This window comes from Neobacillus endophyticus (assembly GCF_013248975.1).
Taxonomy (GTDB): Bacteria; Bacillota; Bacilli; order Bacillales; family Cytobacillaceae; genus Neobacillus; species Neobacillus endophyticus.
The window spans coordinates 2,698,086-2,722,955 of sequence record NZ_JABRWH010000001.1; the positions used below are offsets into that span (position 1 = coordinate 2,698,086).

25 protein-coding genes are annotated in these 24,870 nt (G+C 37.9%); 13 read left to right on the top strand and 12 right to left on the bottom strand.

Annotated features, from left to right (window positions below):
* Window positions 1-39 precede the first annotated feature (39 nt).
* From HPT25_RS13170 to HPT25_RS13185, 4 genes are all read left to right on the top strand, one after another.
* The gene (locus HPT25_RS13170) at window positions 40-1,440 is read left to right on the top strand and encodes an amino acid permease (RefSeq protein WP_173064782.1); all 1,401 of its coding nucleotides are present in this window, start codon (window positions 40-42) and stop codon (window positions 1,438-1,440) included.
* A 113-nt stretch (window positions 1,441-1,553) separates the two neighbouring features.
* Window positions 1,554-2,372 (top strand): 5'-nucleotidase, lipoprotein e(P4) family, encoded by an 819-nt coding sequence (locus HPT25_RS13175; RefSeq protein ID WP_173064785.1) that lies wholly within the window; start codon window positions 1,554-1,556, stop codon window positions 2,370-2,372.
* A gap of 140 nt (window positions 2,373-2,512) precedes the next feature.
* Complete coding sequence (locus HPT25_RS13180) at window positions 2,513-3,400, top strand: permease (protein ID WP_173064787.1); 888 nt, start codon at window positions 2,513-2,515, stop codon at window positions 3,398-3,400.
* 12 nt (window positions 3,401-3,412) lie between these two features.
* On the top strand, window positions 3,413-4,297 hold the full coding sequence (locus tag HPT25_RS13185; RefSeq protein ID WP_173064790.1) for a TIGR03943 family putative permease subunit: 885 nt from the start codon (window positions 3,413-3,415) through the stop codon (window positions 4,295-4,297).
* Window positions 4,298-4,435: 138 nt separating this feature from the next.
* Here HPT25_RS13185 and HPT25_RS13190 read toward each other — a convergent pair whose 3' ends face one another.
* On the bottom strand, window positions 4,436-5,692 hold the full coding sequence (locus HPT25_RS13190) for a DUF445 domain-containing protein (protein ID WP_173064793.1): 1,257 nt from the start codon (window positions 5,690-5,692) through the stop codon (window positions 4,436-4,438).
* Between the two features lie 84 nt (window positions 5,693-5,776).
* Entirely contained in the window at window positions 5,777-6,316 is a 540-nt protein-coding gene (locus tag HPT25_RS13195; RefSeq protein ID WP_173064796.1) for a DUF3939 domain-containing protein, read from the bottom strand.
* Window positions 6,317-6,721: 405 nt separating this feature from the next.
* On the opposite strand from HPT25_RS13195, the gene HPT25_RS13200 reads away from it, so the two are divergent.
* Window positions 6,722-7,240: a hypothetical protein gene (locus HPT25_RS13200; protein ID WP_173064798.1), complete on the top strand. Its 519-nt coding sequence runs from the start codon at window positions 6,722-6,724 to the stop codon at window positions 7,238-7,240.
* 52 nt (window positions 7,241-7,292) lie between these two features.
* Here the strand turns inward: HPT25_RS13200 and HPT25_RS13205 are convergent, their stop codons facing one another.
* A complete protein-coding gene (locus tag HPT25_RS13205) occupies window positions 7,293-7,604 on the bottom strand; it encodes a HesB/YadR/YfhF family protein (RefSeq protein WP_173064801.1) in 312 nt (103 codons plus the stop codon).
* A 376-nt stretch (window positions 7,605-7,980) separates the two neighbouring features.
* Here HPT25_RS13205 and HPT25_RS13210 point away from each other — a divergent pair, with 376 nt between their 5' ends.
* The gene (locus tag HPT25_RS13210) at window positions 7,981-8,277 is read left to right on the top strand and encodes a hypothetical protein (protein WP_173064804.1); all 297 of its coding nucleotides are present in this window, start codon (window positions 7,981-7,983) and stop codon (window positions 8,275-8,277) included.
* Window positions 8,278-8,379: 102 nt separating this feature from the next.
* Here the strand turns inward: HPT25_RS13210 and HPT25_RS13215 are convergent, their stop codons facing one another.
* The 6 genes from HPT25_RS13215 to HPT25_RS13240 form a co-directional block, all read right to left on the bottom strand.
* Window positions 8,380-8,565, bottom strand: coding sequence for a hypothetical protein (locus tag HPT25_RS13215; protein WP_173064807.1), 186 nt, complete (start codon window positions 8,563-8,565; stop codon window positions 8,380-8,382).
* A gap of 124 nt (window positions 8,566-8,689) precedes the next feature.
* Window positions 8,690-10,042 carry a hemolysin family protein gene (locus tag HPT25_RS13220; protein ID WP_173064810.1) on the bottom strand — a complete coding sequence of 451 codons (1,353 nt, stop codon included), beginning with the start codon at window positions 10,040-10,042 and terminating at the stop codon, window positions 8,690-8,692.
* A 62-nt stretch (window positions 10,043-10,104) separates the two neighbouring features.
* A complete protein-coding gene (locus HPT25_RS13225; RefSeq protein ID WP_312857345.1) occupies window positions 10,105-10,506 on the bottom strand; it encodes a MerR family transcriptional regulator in 402 nt (133 codons plus the stop codon).
* A 283-nt stretch (window positions 10,507-10,789) separates the two neighbouring features.
* Window positions 10,790-12,151 carry an IS1182 family transposase gene (locus HPT25_RS13230; RefSeq protein WP_173058723.1) on the bottom strand — a complete coding sequence of 454 codons (1,362 nt, stop codon included), beginning with the start codon at window positions 12,149-12,151 and terminating at the stop codon, window positions 10,790-10,792.
* A 296-nt stretch (window positions 12,152-12,447) separates the two neighbouring features.
* Entirely contained in the window at window positions 12,448-13,755 is a 1,308-nt protein-coding gene (locus tag HPT25_RS13235; RefSeq protein ID WP_173064816.1) for a hemolysin family protein, read from the bottom strand.
* 193 nt (window positions 13,756-13,948) lie between these two features.
* Window positions 13,949-14,494 carry a GNAT family N-acetyltransferase gene (locus tag HPT25_RS13240; RefSeq protein ID WP_173064819.1) on the bottom strand — a complete coding sequence of 182 codons (546 nt, stop codon included), beginning with the start codon at window positions 14,492-14,494 and terminating at the stop codon, window positions 13,949-13,951.
* Window positions 14,495-14,756: 262 nt separating this feature from the next.
* Between HPT25_RS13240 and HPT25_RS13245 the strand changes: the two genes are divergently transcribed.
* The 6 genes from HPT25_RS13245 to fumC all read left to right on the top strand — a co-directional run bounded on the left by HPT25_RS13245 (window position 14,757) and on the right by fumC (window position 21,735).
* Window positions 14,757-14,981, top strand: coding sequence for a FeoA family protein (locus HPT25_RS13245; RefSeq protein WP_173064822.1), 225 nt, complete (start codon window positions 14,757-14,759; stop codon window positions 14,979-14,981).
* Window positions 14,981-16,984, top strand: a complete 2,004-nt coding sequence (feoB, locus tag HPT25_RS13250) for a ferrous iron transport protein B (protein ID WP_173064825.1) — start codon at window positions 14,981-14,983, stop codon at window positions 16,982-16,984. The genes HPT25_RS13245 and feoB overlap by 1 nt, the downstream gene beginning before the upstream one ends.
* Window positions 16,985-17,005: 21 nt before the next feature.
* Window positions 17,006-17,161, top strand: coding sequence for a FeoB-associated Cys-rich membrane protein (locus tag HPT25_RS13255; protein WP_173064828.1), 156 nt, complete (start codon window positions 17,006-17,008; stop codon window positions 17,159-17,161).
* A 187-nt stretch (window positions 17,162-17,348) separates the two neighbouring features.
* Window positions 17,349-17,807: a helix-turn-helix transcriptional regulator gene (locus HPT25_RS13260; protein ID WP_173064831.1), complete on the top strand. Its 459-nt coding sequence runs from the start codon at window positions 17,349-17,351 to the stop codon at window positions 17,805-17,807.
* Between the two features lie 134 nt (window positions 17,808-17,941).
* Window positions 17,942-19,981: a transglycosylase domain-containing protein gene (locus HPT25_RS13265; RefSeq protein WP_173064834.1), complete on the top strand. Its 2,040-nt coding sequence runs from the start codon at window positions 17,942-17,944 to the stop codon at window positions 19,979-19,981.
* A gap of 362 nt (window positions 19,982-20,343) precedes the next feature.
* Window positions 20,344-21,735: a class II fumarate hydratase gene (gene fumC, locus HPT25_RS13270; RefSeq protein WP_173064837.1), complete on the top strand. Its 1,392-nt coding sequence runs from the start codon at window positions 20,344-20,346 to the stop codon at window positions 21,733-21,735.
* 88 nt (window positions 21,736-21,823) lie between these two features.
* On the opposite strand, the gene HPT25_RS13275 is transcribed toward fumC, so the two are convergent.
* A complete protein-coding gene (locus HPT25_RS13275) occupies window positions 21,824-22,027 on the bottom strand; it encodes an alpha/beta-type small acid-soluble spore protein (RefSeq protein ID WP_173064840.1) in 204 nt (67 codons plus the stop codon).
* A 297-nt stretch (window positions 22,028-22,324) separates the two neighbouring features.
* On the opposite strand from HPT25_RS13275, the gene HPT25_RS13280 reads away from it, so the two are divergent.
* A complete protein-coding gene (locus HPT25_RS13280) occupies window positions 22,325-22,567 on the top strand; it encodes a hypothetical protein (RefSeq protein ID WP_173064843.1) in 243 nt (80 codons plus the stop codon).
* 106 nt (window positions 22,568-22,673) lie between these two features.
* Here the strand turns inward: HPT25_RS13280 and HPT25_RS13285 are convergent, their stop codons facing one another.
* Together HPT25_RS13285 and HPT25_RS13290 are read right to left on the bottom strand one after the other, a co-directional pair.
* Entirely contained in the window at window positions 22,674-23,786 is a 1,113-nt protein-coding gene (locus tag HPT25_RS13285) for an oligosaccharide ABC transporter ATP-binding protein MsmX (RefSeq protein WP_173064846.1), read from the bottom strand.
* A gap of 97 nt (window positions 23,787-23,883) precedes the next feature.
* Window positions 23,884-24,783 (bottom strand): PucR family transcriptional regulator, encoded by a 900-nt coding sequence (locus tag HPT25_RS13290; protein ID WP_173064850.1) that lies wholly within the window; start codon window positions 24,781-24,783, stop codon window positions 23,884-23,886.
* Window positions 24,784-24,870 lie beyond the last annotated feature (87 nt).

Below are 24,870 nucleotides of genomic sequence, written 5' to 3' on the forward strand. Positions count from 1 at the left end.
TGAATGGAAAATCAGAAGCTTTTAAAGGGGGAGATTTAGATGAGTGAGAACACCCAGGCGAAAGAACTTCATCGCGGATTGGAAGAAAGGCATATAAATTTAATGTCATTAGGGGCAGCCATTGGCGTCGGTTTATTTTTAGGTTCTGCCTCTGCCATTAAAATGGCTGGCCCGGGAATTATTTTAGCTTATGCTTTAAGCGGACTTATCATGTTTTTTATAATGAGAGCTTTAGGAGAGATGGCCATTCAAAAGCCGGTTGCTGGTTCCTTCAGTACATATGCTCGAGACTATTTAGGGCCGCTTGCAGGTTACATTACAGGTTGGAATTATTGGTTTCTTTGGGTTGTAACCTGTATGGCTGAAATTACCGCAGTAGGTGTGTACATGCAGTATTGGTTTCCAAATACCTCAGGTTGGATATGGGCATTAGTGGCGTTGATTATTATGTCAATCGTAAACTTTCTTGCAGTAAAATTATACGGAGAATTGGAATTCTGGTTTGCCCTTATAAAAATCATTACAATTTGTGCAATGATTCTTGTTGGATTTGGAATGATCCTTTTTGGCATAGGAAATGGCGGTGTTGCTACAGGCATTAAAAATCTTTGGAGTCACGGAGGACTTTTTCCGCATGGAATTAAAGGACTCTTAATGTCACTTCAAATGGTCATGTTTGCTTACCTGGGAATTGAAGTCATTGGTGTTACAGCCGGTGAGGTCAAAAATCCGGAAAAAACACTTGCTCGGGCCGTTGATTCCGTGTTTTACCGAATACTAATCTTTTATGTAGGTGCATTATTTGTCATTATGTCTATCTATCCATGGCAGGAAATCGGGACAAAAGGAAGCCCGTTTGTCTTAACCTTTCAACAAATAGGCATTAAAAGCGCGGCGGGAATTATTAATTTTGTCGTATTGACGGCGGCGCTGTCCTCCTGTAACAGCGGTATCTTCAGTACAGGAAGAATGCTGTTTGACCTTGCACACCATGGGGAAGCACCGAAGAGTTTGGGCAAGGTCACGAAATCAGGTGTTCCGGGGCTTGCCATTATTGTTTCTGCAGCCGTTTTATTAATTGGTGTTATTTTAAACTATATGGTGCCAGCCAAAGTGTTTACCTGGGTGACAAGTATTGGAACCTTTACAGCGATTTGGACATGGGGAATCATTTTACTTTCCCAGCTTCGTCATCGTAAAAGTCAGAAGCCTGAAGGAAGTAAACAAGTAAAATACAAGCTTCCTTTATACCCCTTCTCCAGCTATCTGTCTTTAGCCTTTTTGGTTCTTGTACTGATTGTAATGGGAATAGACCCAGATCAAAGGATTGCTGTAATTATCGGGCCGGTTTTCATTCTTATGCTGGTTGCTTTCTACTATATTAAAGGATTTAATCGCAGCGGCAAAGTAAATAAAAATAACAAGGAACATGCAGGCTGATGTATAAAATGAAGATGAGACCCTTCTAATGGGTCTCATTTTAGCTTTAAAGGCGATTTTAAATGCTGTTAACTTCACATACTAACATCACATACCATTAAGGAGGAGATGTGATGAAACAATTAATAGCCTGGCTGTTTATCGTGATGTTTACCTTTTCAACAGATATCATTCCCGCAAGTGCTCAAAACCTTGTAAGCACAGCGAATGACTTGCAGGAACAAAACACGATGTCTGTCTTGTGGTTCCAAACTGCCGGTGAGGCGAAGGCTTTATATTACCAGGGCTATAATATTGGAAAAATGAGATTGGATCAATTTTTAAAAGAAAAATCCCAGAGCCAAGCATTAAAACCAGCTATCGTTCTCGATATTGATGAAACGGTTTTGGATAACAGCCCATATCAGGCACGGCGGGTGCTGACCGGCAAGGGTGATCCTATCGATTGGAGCGACTGGTTTATTCGTGCAGAGGCAAAGCCACTTCCAGGAGCATTGGAATTTTTAAAATATGCAAATGCAAAAGGGATCGAAATTTTCTATATTTCCAATCGAAGAGAAGCTCAAAAGGAAGCTACGATTAAAAATTTGAAAAAGGTTGGAGCGCCTTATGCGGATCCCGAGCATGTACTATTGCTGTCAGACAGGGAAGTTGGCAAGGAAACACGTAGATCTTATGTCGCCAAAACCCATCAGATTATTTTATTTTTTGGAGATAATCTTAGTGATTTCAGTGGTTTTGATGAATTAACCGCCTCAGACCGATGCTTGGGAGTCGATCGGCAAAAAGAGGAGTTCGGCAAAAAGCTAATTGTGTTTCCGAACCCAATGTATGGAGATTGGGAAGCAGCCATCTATCGTTATAATTACCGTAAATCAAAAGAAGAAATGATGAAACTACGGAAAGAGAATCTGCAATCCTATCAGCCGTAATGGCTAATACTGCCGCTGGCAATTGTCCGGCGGTATTTTTTACATCATTTATATAGTCTATTCCATATTTTTCGTTGGACGAATGAATAGAATGAGAGTATAGTAGTCAACATGAGTCTGGTTTTAATAGGAGGACTGCTATGTTTGGTATATCATTGCCGCAAAGTTTCTTACAGATGAATACCATTTTTATCTCGATTCTGATTGAAGCATTACCATTTGTTACGCTGGGGGTCCTGATATCAGGTATTATCCAAATCTTTTTGACTGAAGAAATGATTGCAAAAATTATGCCCAAAAACAAAATCCTGGCCGTTGTTTTTGCCAGTTTAATAGGAATTTTCTTTCCTTCCTGCGAATGCGGGATTGTTCCGATTGTCAGCAGACTGGTTGCAAAGGGAGTACCGATTTCGGCAGGAGTTGCTTTTATGTTAACAGCTCCCATTATCAATCCTGTCGTTCTTTTTGCTACTTATATAGCATTTGGAAGTGACTGGAGAATGCCGTTGTATCGCGGCTTGGGTGCCATTGTCGTTTCGATCATAGTCGGAAGCTTTATTGCATACCGTTTTAAGGGAAATCCTTTTAATGAACATTATCACCACCATCATCATTCTCATGGAAAAACGCCTATTTTGAAGAAAATTTGGCAGACACTTGAGCATGCAGTTGAAGAGTTTTTCTCAATGGGAAAATATTTAGTAGTTGGTTCACTCATTGCTGCAGCTGTACAAACCTATGTTAAAACCGCTACACTGGTTTCAATAGGCCATGGGAAAGCAGGATCATCGCTTGTAATGATGGCTCTTTCATTTATTCTATCGTTATGTTCAGAAGCGGATGCGTTTATTGCCTCTTCATTCAGAACCACTTTTTCAACCGGAGCCCTGCTGGCCTTTTTAATTTCTGGGCCGATGGTGGACATAAAGAATTTAATGATGATGCTATCAACATTTAAAAAGCGTTTAGTCTTGATGATCGTTTCTGGCATATTTATCGTTGTGTTTGCGTTTTCGTTGTTTTTTTAAGGAGTTGAAACCATGATTAGAAGTTTAATTTTAATTGGCTTCACTTATTTGATTTTTAAATTGCATTTGACTGGAGATATTTCTAAGTACATTAACATGAAGTATTCTTACCTTTCGGCTGCAGCAGGATACGGACTTTTAGTTTTAACTATTGTCCAGATCTTTATGCTGAATAAGAGCGGGGGAAAAGCTGATTCCCATGAACATCATGATCACAACCATGAAGGACATGATCATGTCCATTGTGATGATTGCGGGCACCATCATTCCCATGAAGATAAATGGTATAAAAAGTTGATAGTTTATCCCATTTTATTCTTTCCGATTATTTCGGGTTTGTTTTTTCCAATTGCAACCCTTGATTCTAACATTGTGAAGGCAAAGGGATTTCACTTTCCCATCTATGATACCTCGGATCCGTATTTTCAACAGGAATTTCTAAGGCCGGATTCAAGTATTTATTACTCAGCAGACGATTATAACAATATCATGCAAAAAGAAAAGAAAAAATATATTAACCATAATGATTTAAGCATTACGGATCAAGATTTTATGAACGCCATGGAGACGATTTACAACTTTCCCGGGGAATTTGAGGGAAGGGAAATATCTTTTAAAGGATTCGTATTTAATGATCCCCAATCAACAGTTAATAAGAGCCAAATACTTGTTTTACGCTTCGGTGTCATTCATTGTATCGCTGATGCAGGCGTATTTGGAATGTTGGTGGATTTGCCGCAGGGAGTAAAGCTTAAGAATGATACATGGATTAATGTTAAAGGAACGGTTTCAAGCATATATTATCAGCCATTTAAAACCACCATTCCGTATTTAAAGGTTGATAGCTGGTCGAAAACGAGTGCACCAACACAGCAATATGTTTACCGTCAATTTTAAAAATGAAAAAGGGGCTATCTTGACGAAACAAGATGGCCTCTTTTAATGAAAAGGCTAAAAATGACTGTTTATTACATGGATATACTTTCATTTTGAATGAAAAAAGCACCCGGTGTTGCCGAGTGCTTCAGATCGTCATTAAAAAATAAGCTTAATACATACTAAGACAAGTCCGATTAAGAATCCGCAAACAGCTCCGTTAACGCGGATCCATTGCAGGTCTTTTCCAACATTGTTTTCAATCAAATGGGTAAGAGTTTTTGTATCTAATTTTTCAAGATTCTCACCTACAAGCTTGCCAATTTGCGAGTGGTTTTGATTAACGAATCCGATTATTTGATTTTTAATCCAGGTATCTAGGGCATTTACTTTAGCGGTATCCTCCTTGATTCCTTTAAGGCTTTTATTGAACAAGGGAAGAATGTACGTATCATAGAACCCTGGCTCTGCAATAAAATCATAAGCTTTTTGCTGAAGCTCTGCTAACAACTCTGAGATTTTACTTTCCGGTTCCCATTTGGCGATGAGCTGTGATTTGAAGTGCTCAAGCTCTTCGTACATTTTTTCATCTGATTTAAGTTGCTCAAGCTTTTGCTGAATATGACCTAACAATGTTTTTCGGTTTAAATTATAGGGGTCACGAAAGCTGTCCACACCTTTTTGAATAAGGTTTTGAATAATGCTTCCCAATTTATCTTCATTTACTAAATTGCTGAAAGACCTCAGCGCAAATTGCATAAATCCATCTGCTTTAATGTTTTCAATCATTTCCAAAGCAATGCCGCCAAGACGGTATTTTGTACTGTCCTTCATTGCCCATTCATCTATTTCTTTCAGAATGTAATCAAGTGTTTTTTCATCATATTTCCTGGCAGAAACTTGGTCAATAAGTAAAGGAAGATATTCTTTCACCTCCATTGAGGTCAGTTGCTGCTTTAACTCTTTTGCAAGAATTGCTGCTAATTTATTTCGATCCACCATGCCGATTAAATGCTGAATAAGGCTGATTGTATTGGTTTTAATTGCTGGGGCTTGCATTTCTTTTTCTGCCAGAGCAAATAATATCTCGGAGAATTGGAAGGCATCAATTTTATTGTGGATGCTCTCCTTCGTTAACAAATCATTCTCTAACATAGAGATAATCTTTGCAATCATTTTTTCTCGATTTTTAGGCAGTAATGCCGTATGTGGGATAGGGAGTCCCAATGGGTGGCGGAATAAGGCTGTTACTGCAAACCAGTCAGCAAGGCCACCGACAAGACCCGCTTCAAAACCGCCTTGGAGAATAACGCCCCATAAAGATCCCTGCAATGGAATGGTGGCAATAAAACCAGCAGCCATCACCACAAGCGAGACGGTTGCTAAATGCTGTGATTTTGTATTTTGTTTTACCATTTTACTACTCCTTGTATTGATAAAAATGTTTCTACTGCTATATTATCTCAATTTTGGTGAAAAAAAAGCAAAAAATATCTCCCCTTAAGGTGCAGAGGAGGTATTCTTTGGACAAATATGTGTAATGAGACCATCTAAGTCTGTTATATAAAATTGCAGCTCGGGTGCTCGCTTAATGTAATGGCCCTGCAAAAGCTGATAATAATTCACTCTTCGCTGTGGATCGAATGGCAGCATTGGATACCGATTATGATCCTTGACATATTGGTCAACGGCTTTTTGAATGGTATCCATTTCAGCAGGTATATGTTTTTCCGTCTCATCAAATACATCATAGGTTTCTTTAGACATATAGAAGTTAATAGAAGGAATTCCGCCAAGAATGGAGACAAGTTGTTCAGTATCAACACTATAGTCCTCTTTGACTAGAATTGTTCGATATACGCCTTTGGGAAGCTGGTTGGAAAACTCTCTTATTGCCACACGTACATCTTCAATTGTGACATGAATAACAGGGTATTCCTTCGTTTCCTTTATTTCTTGGTATGCTGAAAATGTGTTTTCTTGGTCAGAAGTTTGTTCAACAGACGTTTTAAAGTATTTTTGGAAACACGTAAAACACATTTACTCCTTTTTTGATCGATAGATAGGCAAGAAGGAGTAAAATAACCGAGCATAAAGTACTAGTGAACAAAACAGGATAATCAAATGTTGAACTTAGCCATTCAGCCTGTGGCCTCGCTTGTTCCATGATGTTCAGCCCCTTTCTTTAAAAGATATGGGAATGTATAGGAACTAAGGGAGAGAGAGTAGCTTACACTTTTATTATATACTAAAAATGAAATTAATGTATCCAAGTTCACAGTTTGTTCTAAAAATTCCGAAAGAAAATAGTCTCTATTTTATTAAGTATTATTACCTTAAAAGTTATAATTAAAATTATTTTGAAATATTTTTCTTTTTTCCTTTTCTTTGAAATTGATGTAAAATTAACAAGGCTGAAAATAGAGAAAATGGGGGAATGACAAAATGAAGAAGGTTATGATTTCATTATCGGCTTTGGCTTTAAGTTTAGGGCTTGCGGCATGTTCTAACAGCAATAATGCCAAAACAGACAAGCAGGAAACTACACAAACAGCATCCTCAAACATGAATGTGAAAAAGGAACTAGTAAAATTCTATATGGATCTTGGTAAAACAATCAACGAAAAGGATATTGACTTAAATTCATATGTCAATAAAGCATCCAAACCTGACACGAAACCAACTGCAGAAGATCAGGTAAAGGCCAGTGCCTCAGCTGCAGCGGTAGCAGATGCATTAAATAAATTCCAGGTACCGGCAGATCTTAAAGACCAGAAGGCGGATCTTGTGGTGGTAGTCAAAGAATTTGCTGCTTCTTATCAAACCAAAGCAAATGAGTTAAAAAAAGCTGCTCCAAACCTTAATGCTGCAAATGCTGCATTTGCCCAAGCAGATCAAAAGCTTGGAAAGATTTTTGAAAATGCAAAATTGCTTCCACCAACCCTAGACAAACAAGTAAACTAAATCATCTAAAAAAAACGAAGCCGGAAATCTGGCTTCGATTTTTTTGATTGATTCAATGTAAAATGGTGTTTTGTTCCATTTTAAAAAGAATTTGTAGTTCATCTGTATGTTCATTAACAGACAAATAGGTTTCTGCATCTTCAAAAAACCATACATCATTACTTTCTACAAAAAATTGAATGCCATTCATTTCTTTTGCGAACCCAATATTATCTGGTAACTCAATTGAAAATGCCAGGCTGTAGCCTTTATGCTTTTCTCCGAAACCAGCATACTGTGGATACATTTTAATACTTGCAGGATTGATGATATCAAATTCTTTTTTGAACCATGAAATGGCTTTTTCATCGATAGAAATGAACATAATGTTTAGCACCAACCTTTAAATGATAATGTTTCTCCAAAGCAGAAAATGTAATAAGTTTTGCTATATTACTTATAGTAAAAGGGTAATGCTATTGCGAAACATTGCCTATGATAATATTCACACTCTGTCTTCTTGAAATGGCAATTTAAAAAAATGTTCATAATTTTATATTAAGTTGTTCACATTATGTGAGCTAAATCAATAACAGTTCGCTTAAAAAAGAGTTTAATGTTATTTGGGTAGAAACTTGCGAGGCAGATATGTATGAAGAGCCTCGAAAAAACGGGCCTGTTTTAGTAATGGAATTCCTGTTTTTGTAACATTTATACAATAAAAATAATGTTAAGATAAAACAAAGTAAGGAGGTTTTATAATGGAGAAAGTAGTAAAGACGCTAACAGAAAATGTAAATGATATAAAAAGCTTAATTCAAGCTTTTAATGAAACTTTAGAAAATATTGATAAGCGCCTGGCAAGATTGGAAAAGGTTGATAGTATCGAGCATCGGGTTGCTGTAAATCAAATTGATTTGTCTGATATTAAGGAAGTTTTAGAGAGGATTGAGAATGTCCAAAAAAATGAAATACAGCATATCAATCGCCGTCTTGATTCTCATTTAGTTAAAATAGGAAAGGCGGAAGAAGATATTCTTATTTTAAAAAGCAAATAATAAAAAGACCGGGAGTTAACAATACCTCCAATTGTTAGTTGAGTCTAACAATTGGAGTGCCGTTCAGAGTCCAGGCCTTTTTATTTTATCTAAGGATAGCTCTTAAAATTTTGTAAATAGTGCTTTGACACCAAGGTAGAGTATTGCAATAGAGAATACTAAAATGGCTAGTGCACCTATAACATGGAAAAATGAGGCCAAACCTGCTAAAAAGGAAACTGTTGGCATGTGAACTAATGCAAAGCCAGCCAGTATACAGGCTAAAAATAACACGGAAATTTGATTCACTTTTCATCCCCCCTTAATTTAAAATATGATGATTCGAGGGATACTGTTTGGTCAAATGTACATTTTTTTCTATTTTTTATCGAAAAAAACAAACCTGAAAAACCAGGTTTGTTTTCATCATCTTCTAGTAAAGTACTTCTGAATTAGGCAAAGTAATTTGTTGAATGTTTGCTTCACCATCAATTATTTTTTTTAACACTTCAATGTATTTAATATGGTGTTCTTCCATTTCAAGGATTTTAAATGAATAGGTATCATGAAGAATGATGTCGCCTTCTTTTGCTTCGTAATTCTCAGTTAAAATCCATCCGCCGATGGTATCCACATCTTCATCATCGATTTCGATGCCTAATAAATCATTCACTTCACTAACTAAAACCTTTGAATCTATAATATAATGATTTTCCTTAATTTTACGGATCATCGGAATTTCATCCATGTCAAATTCATCACGAATCTCGCCGACAATTTCTTCAAGGATATCTTCAACAGTTACCAGCCCTGAAGTTCCACCATACTCATCCATTAAAATGGCCATATGCATTTGCTCTTTCTGCATTTTAACCAGCAAATCATGAATGGGGATTGTTTCTATTACTCTAATTATTGGACGAATATAGTTTTCCAAGGTTTGAGATGACAGTTTTTCATTACCAATTAGATCTGTCATCATTTCTTTAATATTCACGAGCCCAATAATATGGTCCTTATCTCCGTCAATGATAGGATACCTTGTGAATTTTTCTTCACGGAAGACATTTAAAAAAGTTTCAAGTGTGTCTTCCTTTGACAATGATACGATTTCTGTTCTAGGAACCATAATTTCCTTTGCAATTCGATTATCGAATTCAAATATTTTATTTACATACTTAAACTCTGATTGGTTGATTTCACCACTTTTATAGCTTTCTGAGAGGATAATTCTCAGCTCTTCCTCAGTGTGGGCAATTTCGTTTTCTGAAACTGGTTTTAGGCCAAATATCCCCGATACCACACGTGCTGACCCATTAAGTAACCAAATGAATGGATACATGACTTTATAAAACATAATAAGCGGGCGGGACACGGTTAGAGTGATCCATTCGGCCTTTTGAATGGCCAGTGTTTTTGGGGCAAGCTCTCCCACAACAACGTGTAAAAAAGTAATCAGCGCAAAGGCAATCCCGACTGAAAGTACCTGTGTCGCGCTTTCCGGAATCGCTATCTTTATAAAAAGAGGCTCTAACAAACGATGGATAGTTGATTCGCCAATCCACCCTAAACCAAGTGCTGTTATCGTGATGCCCAACTGGCAGGCAGATAAATACTCATCAAGGTTTGAAATCACTTTTTTTACGGAAACTGCTTTTGAATTTCCCTCTTCAATTAACTGATCAATTCTTGAACTTCTAATTTTCACAATGGCAAATTCAGAAGTTACAAAAAAGGCTGTTAAAGCTATTAAAATGGCAATTAACACCAAGTTAAATATGTCCAAATAAATTCCCTTATCTCGCTTTTGACGAGTAAGGAGTCACCTCCTAAGTTTATAAAAACTAATTAACTCGTAACTTTTAAAAGGGATTTCACTAATGCTGTCCTTAGCAAGCTTAAATTACTCGTTAACATTTCCTTTTGCTCTTCATCTAATTTCTCAAGAATCGGAATGAGGTCAAATAAATCCACATAAAGTTGCTTCATTTGTTGTGTAAGAGCACATACGTGTTTATCCACTTCTGACGCTTGAATGTTTTGGGCTTTCCTCATTTCTAGTTTTCTTCTAATCTCATCTAAAGGAATATGCAGACTTTTGCATTCCTCAATAAACTTTAAATCATTTAAGGTTTCATCTGAATAGATGCGGTAGTTGGACTTTGATCGTTCAGCCTTGAGCAGGCCGATTGATGTATAATAGTCAATCGTCCGTTTTGAAACCATTGCTCTTTCTGCTAATTCTCCAATACGATAGACAGCCCCATCTTACCACCCCCGAAAATGAAAATTATTAATTATTATAAAGAATTTAAACCATACAGTCAAACGTTACAGTTAACAAATGAATAGTTATTTACATTTTATGATGAATCCATCCTAATTATGATTAAATATGAAAAAGTCTCCTTATTCAGGAGACTCCAGATTGTAGACAAAAGGCATTTCAAAAGTTCCGATTCTGGCGCCCTTTTCTAAAATTGGGATTTTTCTGTTTGATTTTTCTTAAGGTAGACCCCGGCGGGGTCTATTTTTATGCCATTTCTGGACTTTTCCAAGTCCATGTAGCCAACTTCTTTAAATTCATAGCAGCAAAAGTAAGCATCGCCTGCATGGACAATTTTTTAAGACCTCTTAAGGTTGTCCATCGCATACCATGCTTTTCTTTCGCATCCGCGAATACACGTTCAATTGTTTCTTTACGACGTGCATATATTATTTTATTCTCTTCTGTATGACGAAGATGTTCAGCCTCTTCAAGATATGGTTCCCAGATATGTCGTTGAATGAGCTTTTGATGATTTTGACTTTGTGTACATTGTGCTAGAAGTGGGCAATCCTTACATATAACAGGATTAGAGATGTACTGTCGATAACCTTCCTTAGTAGTCGTTCTATAATCCAGAACTTGTCCTTCCGGACATATGTAACAATCAAAGTGCTCATCATAGACATAATCGTGCTTTTTCAAATATCCCTCCTTTGTACGTGGTCGTGTATAGGGTAAAGCAGGGCGAATTTCATTTTCAATTAAATATTGAGCAATAGCAGGTGTTTTATATCCGGCATCAGCAGCTACAGCATTAGGTTTCCCACATTTTTCAATGACCTTTTCAACTAGAGGCTCTAACATTGTACTATCATGAACGTTACCTGGAGTTACAATAGTCCCCAGGACAAAACCATTTCTATCTGCGGCTGCATGAAATGAATAAGCAAATTGCTTTGTCCTTTCGTCTTTTACATAGTAACCACTCTCCGAATCTGTTGTACTTTCTTTTATTTCTTTGTTTTCTTCTTTTTCATATTTATCTGGTGGGATGGGCTTTTTCCCATGTTCTTCACGATCACTATTAATTTCTGCTTGAAGACGTGCTTCATAAGCTTTTGATTCTTTCCGAACTACTTTCTTTTCGAATTTGCGTTTATTTGCACTTGCTTTAACGTGAGTTGAATCAATGAATACATGTTCCGAACTAACTAACTTTTTATCTGCTGCCTCTTTTAAAATACGGTAGAAAATTTGTTCAAATAAGTCTGTATCCTTAAAACGACGTTCGTAGTTTTTACCAAAAGTTGAAAAGTGGGGTACTTTATCATAAAAACCAAATCCTAAAAACCAGCGATACGCCATATTTGTTTCAATTTCCTTTATCGTTTGACGCATCGAACGGATACCGAAGGTATATTGAATGAAAGCCATCTTAATTAATACAACAGGGTCAATACTTGAACGTCCGCGCTTAGTTGAGTACAAATCTTCAACCAATGAATAGATAAATGAAAAATCTACTGCGGCTTCTATTTTGCGAACCAAGTGATCAGCAGGTACAAGTTGATCTAAGGCAATCATTTCAATTTGGTCACGATTTATCTGTGTATTTTTCGAAAGCATTCCATCCACCTCTATTAATTCTCTGTAAATAAATTATACAAAAGGCTGTGTTAATGTACATTATTGATTTTTACACTCTGTTGATTGGAGTGGAAGGCGGCGAAGACTCCTGCGGGAGTACGGGACAGGGGAGACCCCGCAGGCGCTGAAAGCGCAGAGGAGGCTCCCCGAACCGCCCGCGGAAAGCGAAGCCGCCTGGAACGGAAATCAACAGACAAGTTTAATATGGCCAAACAAAAAAGACTGTCGATTTTAAACCCGAAATCCTTCGGATTTGTCGACAGTCTGAAGTCTCCTTATTCAGGAGACTCTGTTCTCTTTTTTACTTCTATATACAAAATATGATGGCCTTCGATTTCTTTTATTTCAAAGGCAAATCCTTCTTGATTTAGGAAATCGCCTTTTTTTACATCAAATTTCTGGGTTAAGAACCAGCCGCCAATGGTATCCACATCATCTTCCTCCATGGTGGTTCCCAGCAGATCATTCACTTCCGTGATTAATACCTTTCCGTCCAAAATATAGTGCTGTTCGCCCATTTTTTGAACCAGTGGCAATTCATCCAGGTCAAATTCATCGCGGATTTCTCCAACAATTTCCTCCAAAATGTCTTCTACCGTTACAATACCGGCAGTGCCACCATACTCATCAGATAAAACAGCCATATGTGAGCGGTTTTTTTGCAGCTTCACTAATAATTCCTGAATAGGAATTGTTTCAATTACATGTATGACCGGTTTTGTATAGTTCTGTAGCAGTCCTTCGCCTTGGCATTTTTGCTGGATACAGTCTGTCAGCACTTCTTTAATATTAACAACACCTAAAATATTGTCTTTATCGCCGTCAATGACAGGATAGCGAGTATATTTTTCTTCTTTAACTGTTTCAATAATTTCATCAAGGATCGCATCCTTTGAGAGGCAAATCACTTCTGTTCTTGGAACCATAATTTCCTTGGCAATCCGGTCATCAAATTCAAAGATATTGTTCATATAACTGTATTCTGATTGGTTAATTTCACCGTTTTCATAGCTTTGCGACAGGATCAGCCGCAGCTCTTCCTCTGAAAGAGCAAGATCAAGTTCTGAAGCTGGCTTAATGCCGAACAAACCGGTAACGAATCGTGCAGAACGGTTAAGAATCCATATGAATGGATACATAAGCTTGTAAAATAAAATCATCGGCGGAGCAAATAGTAAAATAATCTTTTCCGACTTTTGAATGGCAAATGTTTTAGGTGATAATTCCCCAATGACAACGTTAAAAAACGTAATGATGGCAAAGGCAAGTATAAAGGAAAGAATCTGTTTCAGTGAGACTGGCATGGGAACCCATTTGAAAAAAGGATTTAACAGCATCCGGACTGTAGGTTCACCAAGCCATCCCAAAATTAAAGAGGTTATGGTTATTCCCACCTGTGTTGCTGATAAATATCCATCCATATTGGAAAGGACCTTTTTAGCTGACTCGGCTTTACTATTTCCTTCAGCCAGTAATTGATCAATTCTTGTCGTCCTCACCCTGACGATCGCAAACTCAGAAGCCACAAAAAAGGCTGTAAAAGTTATTAAGAGTGCAATTATAAGTATATTCGTCCAAATCATTAATCACCTTACAACAGGTAAGGTATGCCACCTCGCTTACAATAATAAGAATGACAGGTTGAATGTCATTCATTTCATGTTTACACCGAAAAGTATAGGTATTATTATTTCAAAAAAATGCTAAATGAGCAAATATATAATGAAAATAAAAAAAACTGTCCTTTTATGACAGCCAAAATGGTGAATAAACGTTTTAAGATCGTCGCCAATCGCGGGCAAGCATACTATAGATGGTAATGTCATGAAACTGCCCATTTAAAAGTTCACCGTCTCTTATCGTGCCTTCCATGATAAACCCAAGTCTTTCTGGAATGGCCCTGCTTTTTTGATTATTGACACCACAACGGATCTCAATTCGGTTCATTCCTAAATCGAAAAAGGCATAATTTAGCATCGCAGTAACAGAGCGAGTAATGATTCCACGTCCCTCCGCCTTTTTGGAAAGATAGTACCCGATACTTGCCATGTTGTTATACCAATCAATTTGATGTAGCCCAATTGAGCCGACAAGCTTTCCTCTATAGAGGATGCCAACATTTAATGCTTGGTTTTCGGCAAATTGATTTAGCCAAACAGGGATCACGGTTTCAAATTGATATAGTGTGACCATTGTGCTTACCCACGGCAGCCATTGTGATAAGTGATCACGATTTTCCTCTACAAGCTGAAATAGTGTCAAGGCATGATGGCGTTGAAATAATTGAAGCTCAATTTCATGGTCAACCTTTAATGTAAACATGGAAAATTGCTCCTAGGGATAATTTTTTCCCTACATCCTATGCAAAAGCACACCCGATGCACCTAATTTTCATCAAAAATATCAATTATTATGTTTAGATCTGATTCTATTTTAAAGTATGATAATTTGCCGGATAAAAGGACTTGTTTATCACTTTTCGAATAATTGTCAAAAAATTAGTCTCTTCTTTCCTAAAAAAAGTGATAAAATGTCAATATAGAAAGAGAATCATTCTCAATTAGTAGAGATTGGGTGATAGCATATGTTCAGATCACTAAAAGCAGGAGATAAAGGAAAAATTATCGATATTTCTCATGTTAGTCACCTTGTACAAAGACGACTGCTTGATTTAGGAATAACAGAGGGTTCAGAAGTTTGTGTGAAATGTGTCATGCCGTTTGGCGGTCCTGTCATGATTGAATCATGCGGACAATGCGTTGGCCTTCGCCGTAAGGAAGCAGTGCAAATTGAGGTGGAGAAAATATAATGGAAATCGCTCTAATCGGAAATCCCAATACTGGGAAAACATCGTTGTTTAATAATTTGACAGGCTCCTATGAGTATGTCGGAAATTGGAGCGGTGTAACTGTTGAAAAGAAAGTCGGAGTTTTTAAAAATAATATTGGCAGGTTAATTGATTTACCAGGGGTTTATACACTAAACCCGCTTTCAAAGGATGAAGGAGTTGTTACTTCTTTCTTTTTAAATGATTCAGTTGACCGGCTGCTCAATATATTAGATGCTTCTCAATTAGATCGGAACTTGCATTTAACCTTGCAGCTTTTAGAATATGAAAAGCCAGTGCTGATTGGCCTCAACATGGTTGATGTGGCGGATAAGCGGGGCATTCACGTCGATGCATCCAAGTTATCTGACATTCTAGGTGTTCCTGTTGTCCCGGTAGTTGCCAGAAGCGGTAAAGGCTGCGACAAACTCGTCAATATTATCGCTACTAAATCCATGAAACCGGAGAATAAGAACCTTGTTTTTTATGGTATAGAGGTTGAAGAGGCAATCCTTGTATTGTCCAATCTAATTAGCGATAAGGCGGAACATTCCATTCGCTGGCTGGCTGTTCAGTATTTTGAAGGGAACGAATATGTAGAAAACTATTTGCATCAAATTGCATCTCCCGAAAAACTGAAAGAGGTCGTTTCCACCGTTGAAGCAACTGTACAAGAACGTTATCACGTTAAAACATTGGCAAATTACATTTATTTAAAAAGAAAAGAAACCATTGATAAAATTACCGCAGAAGTATCTAGGAAAAGTGAAGGGGTAATTCCCCTAACAGAAAAAATCGACATGATCGTCACCAATAAATATTTAGGAATGCCGATTTTTTTACTCTTTATGTATTTAATGTTTGAATTAACCTTCGACTGGCTAGGGACTCCTTTGTCAAACGCATTGGATGCTTTTTTATCAGGGCCAGTCACTTCTGTGTTTGAACAGGCATTAAGTGCTGTTCATGCCTCAGCATTTATTCATGCATTGATTATTAATGGTCTTGTTGCAGGGGTTGGCGGTGTATTAGTATTTGTACCGCAAATCTTTATTCTTTTCTTCTTTATTTCCTTGTTAGAGGATTCCGGTTATATGGCCCGGGTTGCTTTAGTAATGGACAGAATTATGGAATCTGTGGGGTTAAACGGTAAAGCGTTTATTCCGATGATGATTGGCTTTGGCTGTAATGTTCCTGGCATCATGGCTGCAAGAACTATTGAGACCCCAAGGGAACGGTTATTAACCATCTTACTGACACCGTTAATGTCATGCTCAGCTCGTTTGCCGGTATATGCCTTATTTGTAGGGGCATTTTTTATCGGACATAAAGCATTTATCGTTTTAAGTCTTTATGTTTTAGGGATTGTTGTTGCTTTAATTCTGGCAAAAATCTTTTCTTCTACTTTATTAAAATCGGAAACTTCCTTATTTGTGATTGAACTTCCGCCATACCGGCTTCCGCAGTTTCAATCACTTTGGAGAAGCACTTGGGATAAAGGAAAAGGATTTGTAAGAAAAGCAGGAACATTTATTTTTGGCGGCTCGGTATTTATTTGGCTGTTATCATATGCAGGGCCAGCAGGTTTAAATGTCAATATGGACCACAGCTTTTTAGCTGCAATCGGCGGTGTTCTTGCACCCATTTTGGCGCCGCTTGGCTTTGGCACTTGGCAGGCAGCTGCATCACTGATAACAGGTTTTCTCGCTAAAGAATCGATCATTTCCACTATGAACATTATTTACTTTGTTAAGAGTGATTCGAGCCTTCAGGGGTTACTGTCACATTATTATACACCACTTGCTGCCTATAGTTTTATGGTGTTTATCCTGTTATATATTCCGTGTTTAGCCACAACTGCGACTATTTATAAAGAAACCGGCTCGAAAAAGTGGACTGTGTTTTCTATAGGGTATGCACTTGCCATTGCCTATGTTCTGTCCATTATGATCTATCAAGGCGGAAAACTGTTCGGTCTTGTTTAATTCTCATGGGAGATGATTTTTATGTTTGCCAGCATCGTCATTGGCATAGTGGTTTTTGGTTATGCTGCTTGGGCTGTAGTGAAATTTATCAATAAATCTAAAAAAGGAAAATGCGCAGCATGCGAGTTGAAGAAAAACTGCTCCAGTCAATGTGAAATTCCACCGCAATTTAAATAAGTAAAACAAAAAACTGCTGTTGTCTAAAAAGGCAGTTTTTTTTGTTTGGAAAATAATCACAAGGAACGAGAACACGTACATTCAAAATCGACAGTTCTATTTAATTGGGGCTAGTCAAATTGCTTTGAAAATTGCCAATTCTTGAGTAAAATTACCCTAGAGAGACTATGGAAGGAAGGGCTTAAACATGACCAGAGACGAAATCATTAGGAGTGTTTCAGAGAAGCTGAGGTTAATTCGAACAGAAGCGGATTATACCCAGGACAAAATGGCAGATATTATAGGTGTCTCGAAGAAAACACTCGTGCAGATTGAAAAAGGAAGAGTACTTGCCAACTGGTCAACTGTCGTCTCCATTTGTGCTCTTTTTCGTGAAACGGAAACCGTTCAATTTCTATTTGGCAGTGAGCCCTTGGAAGTGATTGAGACAGTCGCAAGGGAAGGAATTGATTACCGTAAAGTCAAAACTTTCGGAGGCCGTGTTTGGTGGAAGGTTCTATTAAAAAGGCATGGATTTGTTCTTCAGCAAAATATTTTAAGTAAACATTTTCGAATTTTGGATGAAAGAAATAATCGGATATTTAGCAGCTTCGATGAAAAACTATCAAAACAGCGGTTTAAAGAACTAACCAATAACGATCAATAAGAAAGAGACAAGGGTGAAACCTCGTCTTTTTTTATTTGGAAAAAGGTGGAGTAATTCCTCATAAATTTAGGAGAAATATGGAACATTATACCTACTATTAAAAATTTTTGATTATTTTCATCCTGGGAGGAACTATGAAAAAACCGGCTGTCATGAGCATGTGGAAAAATCTCAAAAGATGGCACTTGGTTCAAATCATACTTTTATCTGCTTTATTGTTGATATTAGGATTCTTTGGGATTATCTATTATTTTTCAAAAACGGCAGATATCTCTGCACTTAATGATGAAATACCACAGCCGACCATTTTTTATGATGAATTTGGGAAAATAGCAAGTAAAGTTTCTGCAAATAAAAATGAAGGAGTCCCGATTAAAGACGTCCCGGGATCCATGCAGCATGCAGTAGTTGCCATTGAAGATCATCGTTTTTATCAGCACCATGGAGTGGATCTTTTGGGAACAGCCCGCGCATTATTCCGTGATGTAAAAGTGGGCGGAATGGCCGAAGGCGGAAGTACGATCACACAGCAGCTCGTTAAAAATACCTTGCTAACTTCTGAAAAGACAATGCAGAGAAAAATGGAGGAAATGTTCATGGCACTGGCTGTGGAACGTGAATACTCAAAACAGGAAATTCTGCAAATGTATTTAAATAGAATTTATTTTGGGAACGGAGCATGGGGAATTAAACAGGCTGCAAGCAAATATTTCGGCAAAAATGTTAAGAATCTCACCATCAGTGAATCAGCTCTGCTAGCAGGATTAATTAGATCGCCTTCAACCTTAAATCCATATGACCATATGAAACAAGCAATAGAAAGACGAAACTTGGTTTTATTGGAAATGAAGGACCAAGGCTACATTACAAATGCACAATATATAAAAGCAAAACAAGAAAAAGTTAAATTAGACGATTCTGGCAACGATCCATTCCGGGGTAAATACCCTTATTATGTGGATCAAGTGATGGAGGAGGCCATTAATAAGTACGGACTATCTCAGGATGAGCTGCTAACGGAGGGCTATCATATTTACACGGAGCTTGATCCATCAATGCAAACGGCCATGGAAAATACGTATCAAAATGATGTTATCTTTCCAAAAGGGAAGGACCGTCTTGTTCAAAGCGGAGGCGTATTATTAGATCCGAAGACAGGTGCAGTGCGAGCAATTGTCGGAGGAAGAGGACCACATACTTTTAGAGGCTATAATCGAGCATCTCAACTAAAGGCACAGCCTGGCTCATCCTTTAAGCCATTGGCCGTGTACACTCCTGCTCTCGAGGAAGGGTGGAAAATAACGGATATGTTAAAGGATGAGCCAATGAAGTTTGGTCAGTATGTTCCAAGCAATTATGACCATCAATATGAAGGTGAAGTACCCATGTATGATGCCGTGAAAGAATCTAAGAATCTCCCTGCAGTCTGGCTATTAAATCAAATTGGGATTGAAAAGGGGCTAGATTCTGTAAAACGATTCGGAATCTCATTAGATCAAGAAGACCACAATCTCCCGCTAGCCCTTGGAGGTCTGCATAAAGGTGTTTCACCAATGGAAATGGCTGAAGCTTTTTCTGTATTTCCGAATAAAGGATATCGGGTTGCGTCCCATGTCATCAAAAAAATCGTCGATGACGAAGGAAATATAATTGGTGCCTGGAGGTTAAAAAAGGTAAAGGTAACCACCAAAACAGTAACTGAAAATATGACGACGATGCTGCTTGGGGTTGTGGAGCAAGGAACAGGAAAAGCAGCACAAATTCCCGGAAGAGAGACGGCAGGGAAGACAGGTTCAACTCAAGTTCCTATTAAAGGAATTAACGGATTGAAGGATCAGTGGTTTGTCGGGTATACCCCGCAATTAGTCGGAGCCATTTGGGTAGGTTACGACATAACGGATGCGGAACATTATATGATTCCAACAAATGGAACAGGAGCAGCACTTGTTTTCCGCGAAGCGATGCAGGGGGCATTAAGAAATGCACCAAATGAAAGTTTTCATGTTACTCAAATCCAGGATTTGATAGATGAACAGAAAAAACAAGAAGGGTTTAATTTAGAAGGTATTCCAGAGCAGTTTAACAATGAACTGCAAAAATGGGAGGAACAATGGAATAAAGTAAAAGAAAAATGGGACAAGAAATGGAATCGTAAAGGGAAAGGACACAGCTAATTAATTCTGAAGAACCAGACTAGAGTTCATGGGAAAATCAATCGGATGATCAGCAGATCTCAAAAAAACATTTCACAAAAAGTTCACATCTTTGCCGTGAATATGTAAGAACGATCACTTCTAACTCCCATTTTATGTGATACCTTAAAAATAATAAAGTGAATGATTTAAATGGGGGGGGCTATTCATGTCAGATTACTCAGTTGTTCTAACCATTGGCAGTTTACTAATCCTTTCATATTATATCGGATATACACTTCTTAAACATTAAAGCTGCAGATTAATCTCTGCAGTTTTTTTCTTAATAAAAATGGGAAGATTGGGCATACATATTTTGTAAGTGAATTTGTGAGGTGGAAATTTTGGGAAACTTTAGAATCGAGAAGGATACGCTTGGTGAAGTACAAGTTCCGCAGGATAAATTTTGGGGAGCACAAACACAGCGGAGCAAAGATAATTTCAAAATTGGTTCTGAAAAGATGCCATTGGAGGTTATTTATGGCCTCGTATACATTAAAAAAGCAGCAGCTATTGTCAATCATCGATTAGGCAAGCTTAATGAATCCAAAATGAATGCCATTACAAAGGTGTGTGATCAGATTTTAAGTGGAACATATGATGATCATTTCCCATTGGCAGTCTGGCAAACGGGCAGCGGTACTCAATCGAACATGAATGTAAATGAGGTGATTGCCAATCGAGCCAATCACTTGCTGCAAGAAATGGCAGGGGAAGACACCTCACAGGAGAAAATTCATCCAAATGATGACGTCAACATGTCGCAAAGTTCCAATGATACATTCCCAACTGCCATGCATATAGCAGCCTATATAAAAATTGTTGAGCGACTACTTCCTGCCATTGAGGAATTGAAAAATACTTTAAATGAAAAAGAAAAATCTTTTATTAGCATTGTAAAAATTGGCCGGACTCACCTCCAGGATGCTACCCCGTTAACATTAGGGCAAGAAATCAGCGGATGGCGGTTTATGCTTGATAAAAATGAACAAATGTTAATTGAATCTGCCCAGCATTTGCTTTCTCTAGCGATTGGCGGAACAGCAGTAGGAACAGGAATAAATGCTGATCCAAAGTTCGGCACGATGGTTGCCGAACAGATAGAAGCGTCAACAGGCTATAAATTTACTTCATCAGAAAATAAATTCCATGCACTAACAAGCCATGATGAAATTGTATATGTACATGGATCTCTAAAAGCATTGGCTGCTGATATGATGAAAATCGCTAACGATGTCCGCTGGTTGGCAAGCGGGCCGAGAAGCGGGATCGGAGAAATCAGTATTCCTGCCAATGAGCCCGGCAGCTCCATCATGCCTGGAAAAGTAAATCCAACTCAAAGTGAAGCCATGACAATGGTGGCATGCCAGGTTTTTGGAAACGACGCGGCGATTGGATTTGCAGCAAGCCAAGGCAATTTTGAGTTGAATGTATTTAAACCTGTTATTATTCATAACCTCATTCAATCCATCAGGCTGCTTTCAGATGGAATCCGTTCTTTTAAAAAGAATTGTGCTGTCGGTATTGAGGCGAATATCGATGTGATCAAGGGGCATGTGGAACGTTCATTAATGCTTGTTACAGCCTTAAATCCGCATATTGGTTATGAAAAAGCAGCGGAAATTGCAAAGCTTGCTTTTAAAGATAACAGTACGTTAAAAACAGCAGCATTAAAAACTGGTTACTTGACAGAAGAACAGTTTGAGGAATGGATCAAACCGGAGAAAATGGTCTAAGCTATTTAATTTATTTTTCATAAAACCTATTTTGAAAGCCCCTTCCTATAAGGGAAGGGGCTAAGCCATATTATTTATAAAGTTTTAATTAACGGCTGAATCCGCCAAGTTGAGATTCTGCCATTGAAACAAGACGCTTCGTGATTTCTCCTCCAACAGAGCCGTTTGCACGAGAAGTTGTATCTGCTCCGAGGCTAACACCAAACTCTTGAGCAATTTCAAACTTCATTTGGTTAAGTGCTTCTTGTACTCCTGGTACTAAAAGTTGATTAGAGTTGTTGTTACGAGCCATTGTTGTATAACACTCCTCTTAATTAATTTTGGGGTTAGTATGGTATTGAACCATATTTGGTTAAGACCATTGCCACCTTGGCCTAACCCATTTAATTTGGCTGGATGATCCGGAGTTGCACCGGAAATTGCCCTTGCTGGTTTCATCCATCGTTTGTAAAAGTGTTGCTTTGTAATCTTTATTATGATTCAATCTTTTGGTCTTATTCTGCTTAGATGTTGGTAATTTATCCCTTTACATAGGCTTGAGAAAGTAACACAAACTAAGCTAAATAATAAACCAAAAAGGATGGAATGTATGTCAGTATGCCCTGTCTGCAATGGATTAAGGAAAGTATACTTATTATGTACGAACTGCGGTGAACCTATGATTGAAAGCGGAAGAATTATGGATTATTACGATGATTATAGTCCTTATATGGAGATTGAGCTAATGAAATTGGAGGACGGGTACCCTGATACACATTCAGGACATAAATGCCCGCATCTATATAGCTGCCCTCATTGCGAAAAAGCTGAAGTGATTTTGATTAAAGAATAACCCCGTTTTATCTTGGGATAAAACGGGGGATAAGGAACTTATTTAATATCAGCTTAGAAAAGATCTTTGAGAATATATCAGCTCTAGACCTAGAAGCTATGTCTCTTTATTTTTCGTTTTGTGGGCGAATACGATATTCTGTTTCTGCATCAAAGAAGTGGGCTTTGTTTAAATCGAATGCCAATTCTAATGGATCGCCAGGTCTTACATCTCCACGGGAGTCTAAACGGGCAACAAAGTCTTGTTCTCCAAGGGTTGCATAAACAAGTAATTCTGCACCAGTTAACTCGGCTACATCAATTTTGACGGAGATTTTTGTACCTTCAGATGAATTGATGAAAACAGGTTCGTCATGAATATCCTCTGGACGAATACCAAGAGTCATATTTTTACCCACGTAGCCTTGCTCGCGCAGGTATTTCATTTTTCCTTCAGGAACATGAATAGTTGTCTTGCCAATAACGAATTTGCCATCCTCTAATTTTCCATTAAAGAAGTTCATTGCCGGCGAGCCGATAAAGCCGCCAACAAAAACATTTTCCGGCTTTTCATATACTTCTTTAGGTGAACCAACTTGTTGAATGACTCCATCTTTCATAACAACCAAACGAGTGGCCATTGTCATAGCTTCTGTTTGGTCGTGGGTTACATAGATGGTTGTAGTATTTAAGCGGCGGTGAAGCTTGGCAATTTCTGCACGCATCGCCACACGAAGCTTGGCGTCAAGGTTGGATAATGGTTCGTCCATTAAGAATACCTTTGCGTCACGAACAATAGCACGGCCAAGGGCAACACGTTGACGCTGACCGCCGGAAAGGGCTTTAGGTTTACGGGTTAAATAGGCTTCCAGGCCAAGAATTTTTGCTGCTTCTTTCACTCGTCGGTCAATTTCATCTTTTGGGAATTTACGAAGCTTTAACCCAAATGCCATGTTATCATAAACCGTCATATGTGGATAAAGGGCATAGTTTTGGAATACCATGGCAATATCGCGGTCTTTAGGAGCAACATCATTTACTCTTTTACCATCAATGAAAAAATCACCTTTTGAAATTTCCTCAAGTCCGGCGATCATACGTAATGTGGTTGATTTACCACAGCCGGAAGGTCCTACAAAGACGATAAATTCTTTATCAGCGATATGCAAATTAAAGTCTTGAACAGCTGTTACCTTATTATCATAGATTTTATAGATATGATCCAATTTTAATTCAGCCATGTGGTAAGCCCCCCTAAATTTCTCTTGTTAGGAATAGTTTACCTGGTAAGGATGAAAAGCGATATAGACAGTTTGCACAAAAGTGTAAACGCTTTTTTTAGGCATGATGTTCAAATAGTAAGCAGGCGAGGAACACAGTAAACGCTCCATAAAACTCTTTTAAGTCGATTTCAGTTTTTTCTACAAACTTATCTATCCGGTATTGAAGTGTATTACGGTGTATATATAATTTTTTTGCAGTAAGACTTGCATTTGAATTGTTTTCCAGAAAAACTTTAATAGTTGCAAACATCTCAGGGTCATGGCGGAATAAATCAAATATTTCTGGAATAACTTTCAATTTTAATTCCAAAGGTAAATGGGCAGCAAGGAAAGCTGGAAAAACACGTTCATATGTATAAATTCTAGGGGACTCCATATGGTCGATCGCAAAGCTGAAAAATTCTTTTTCCTCTCGGAATAAATTTCGGAGTTTATCATTCAAAACATGCTGTTTCCCTCTGAAAAAAGACATTTTAACGTAAAAATCACTTTCCATCGTTTCAAGCATCGCCTGAAACTCTTCTTCCATAAGTGATGCTGCTTTCTTCTGTTCCACGACCATTCCCCGGCTCTTGTTTTCCCAGACAATTACTACTTCCTCTGTAAAGAAACCCTTCAATGCGTCTTCAACTTCCATTTGATTAACACCATCACCTGTAATATGAAATTGAATAATGCGGAAACATCCGTTCAAGTGATGTGGAAGAGAGCCATTTAACAATAAAAATTCATACCACTCTTTTGCTGCAGATGTGGAAGGTTTTGGCCGCTCCTCTACCTTAAGAAACAATGTTTTCAAAAGCTGCAGCTCCGGTTCATTAATGGAAGTTTTCGGAATACTAATCCATGCCTTTTCGTCTGCATCAGTGAAATAGTAAAATTCTTCAGATACGATCTCGGGCTGCTTGTAATAGATCATGGAATTTTCGTAAACGGCTAATAATTTTTTCAGCATGCAAATTTCCCCATAGTTTTTTAAGTTTTATTATAACAGCTGCAGAATTAAAAACTAAAATAAAAAAAGCCGGGTCTGTATTTAGGC

Coding starts and splice junctions, on each gene's coding strand:
- HPT25_RS13170 (WP_173064782.1), top strand. CDS start 40: ATGAGTGAGAACACCCAGGCGAAAGAACTTCATCGCGGATTGGAAGAA.
- HPT25_RS13175 (WP_173064785.1), top strand. CDS start 1,554: ATGAAACAATTAATAGCCTGGCTGTTTATCGTGATGTTTACCTTTTCA.
- HPT25_RS13180 (WP_173064787.1), top strand. CDS start 2,513: ATGTTTGGTATATCATTGCCGCAAAGTTTCTTACAGATGAATACCATT.
- HPT25_RS13185 (WP_173064790.1), top strand. CDS start 3,413: ATGATTAGAAGTTTAATTTTAATTGGCTTCACTTATTTGATTTTTAAA.
- HPT25_RS13190 (WP_173064793.1), bottom strand. CDS start 5,692: ATGGTAAAACAAAATACAAAATCACAGCATTTAGCAACCGTCTCGCTT.
- HPT25_RS13195 (WP_173064796.1), bottom strand. CDS start 6,316: ATGTGTTTTACGTGTTTCCAAAAATACTTTAAAACGTCTGTTGAACAA.
- HPT25_RS13200 (WP_173064798.1), top strand. CDS start 6,722: ATGAAGAAGGTTATGATTTCATTATCGGCTTTGGCTTTAAGTTTAGGG.
- HPT25_RS13205 (WP_173064801.1), bottom strand. CDS start 7,604: ATGTTCATTTCTATCGATGAAAAAGCCATTTCATGGTTCAAAAAAGAA.
- HPT25_RS13210 (WP_173064804.1), top strand. CDS start 7,981: ATGGAGAAAGTAGTAAAGACGCTAACAGAAAATGTAAATGATATAAAA.
- HPT25_RS13230 (WP_173058723.1), bottom strand. CDS start 12,151: ATGCTTTCGAAAAATACACAGATAAATCGTGACCAAATTGAAATGATT.
- HPT25_RS13235 (WP_173064816.1), bottom strand. CDS start 13,755: ATGATTTGGACGAATATACTTATAATTGCACTCTTAATAACTTTTACA.
- HPT25_RS13240 (WP_173064819.1), bottom strand. CDS start 14,494: ATGTTTACATTAAAGGTTGACCATGAAATTGAGCTTCAATTATTTCAA.
- HPT25_RS13245 (WP_173064822.1), top strand. CDS start 14,757: ATGTTCAGATCACTAAAAGCAGGAGATAAAGGAAAAATTATCGATATT.
- feoB (WP_173064825.1), top strand. CDS start 14,981: ATGGAAATCGCTCTAATCGGAAATCCCAATACTGGGAAAACATCGTTG.
- HPT25_RS13255 (WP_173064828.1), top strand. CDS start 17,006: ATGTTTGCCAGCATCGTCATTGGCATAGTGGTTTTTGGTTATGCTGCT.
- HPT25_RS13260 (WP_173064831.1), top strand. CDS start 17,349: ATGACCAGAGACGAAATCATTAGGAGTGTTTCAGAGAAGCTGAGGTTA.
- HPT25_RS13265 (WP_173064834.1), top strand. CDS start 17,942: ATGAAAAAACCGGCTGTCATGAGCATGTGGAAAAATCTCAAAAGATGG.
- HPT25_RS13275 (WP_173064840.1), bottom strand. CDS start 22,027: ATGGCTCGTAACAACAACTCTAATCAACTTTTAGTACCAGGAGTACAA.
- HPT25_RS13280 (WP_173064843.1), top strand. CDS start 22,325: ATGTCAGTATGCCCTGTCTGCAATGGATTAAGGAAAGTATACTTATTA.
- HPT25_RS13285 (WP_173064846.1), bottom strand. CDS start 23,786: ATGGCTGAATTAAAATTGGATCATATCTATAAAATCTATGATAATAAG.
- HPT25_RS13290 (WP_173064850.1), bottom strand. CDS start 24,783: ATGCTGAAAAAATTATTAGCCGTTTACGAAAATTCCATGATCTATTAC.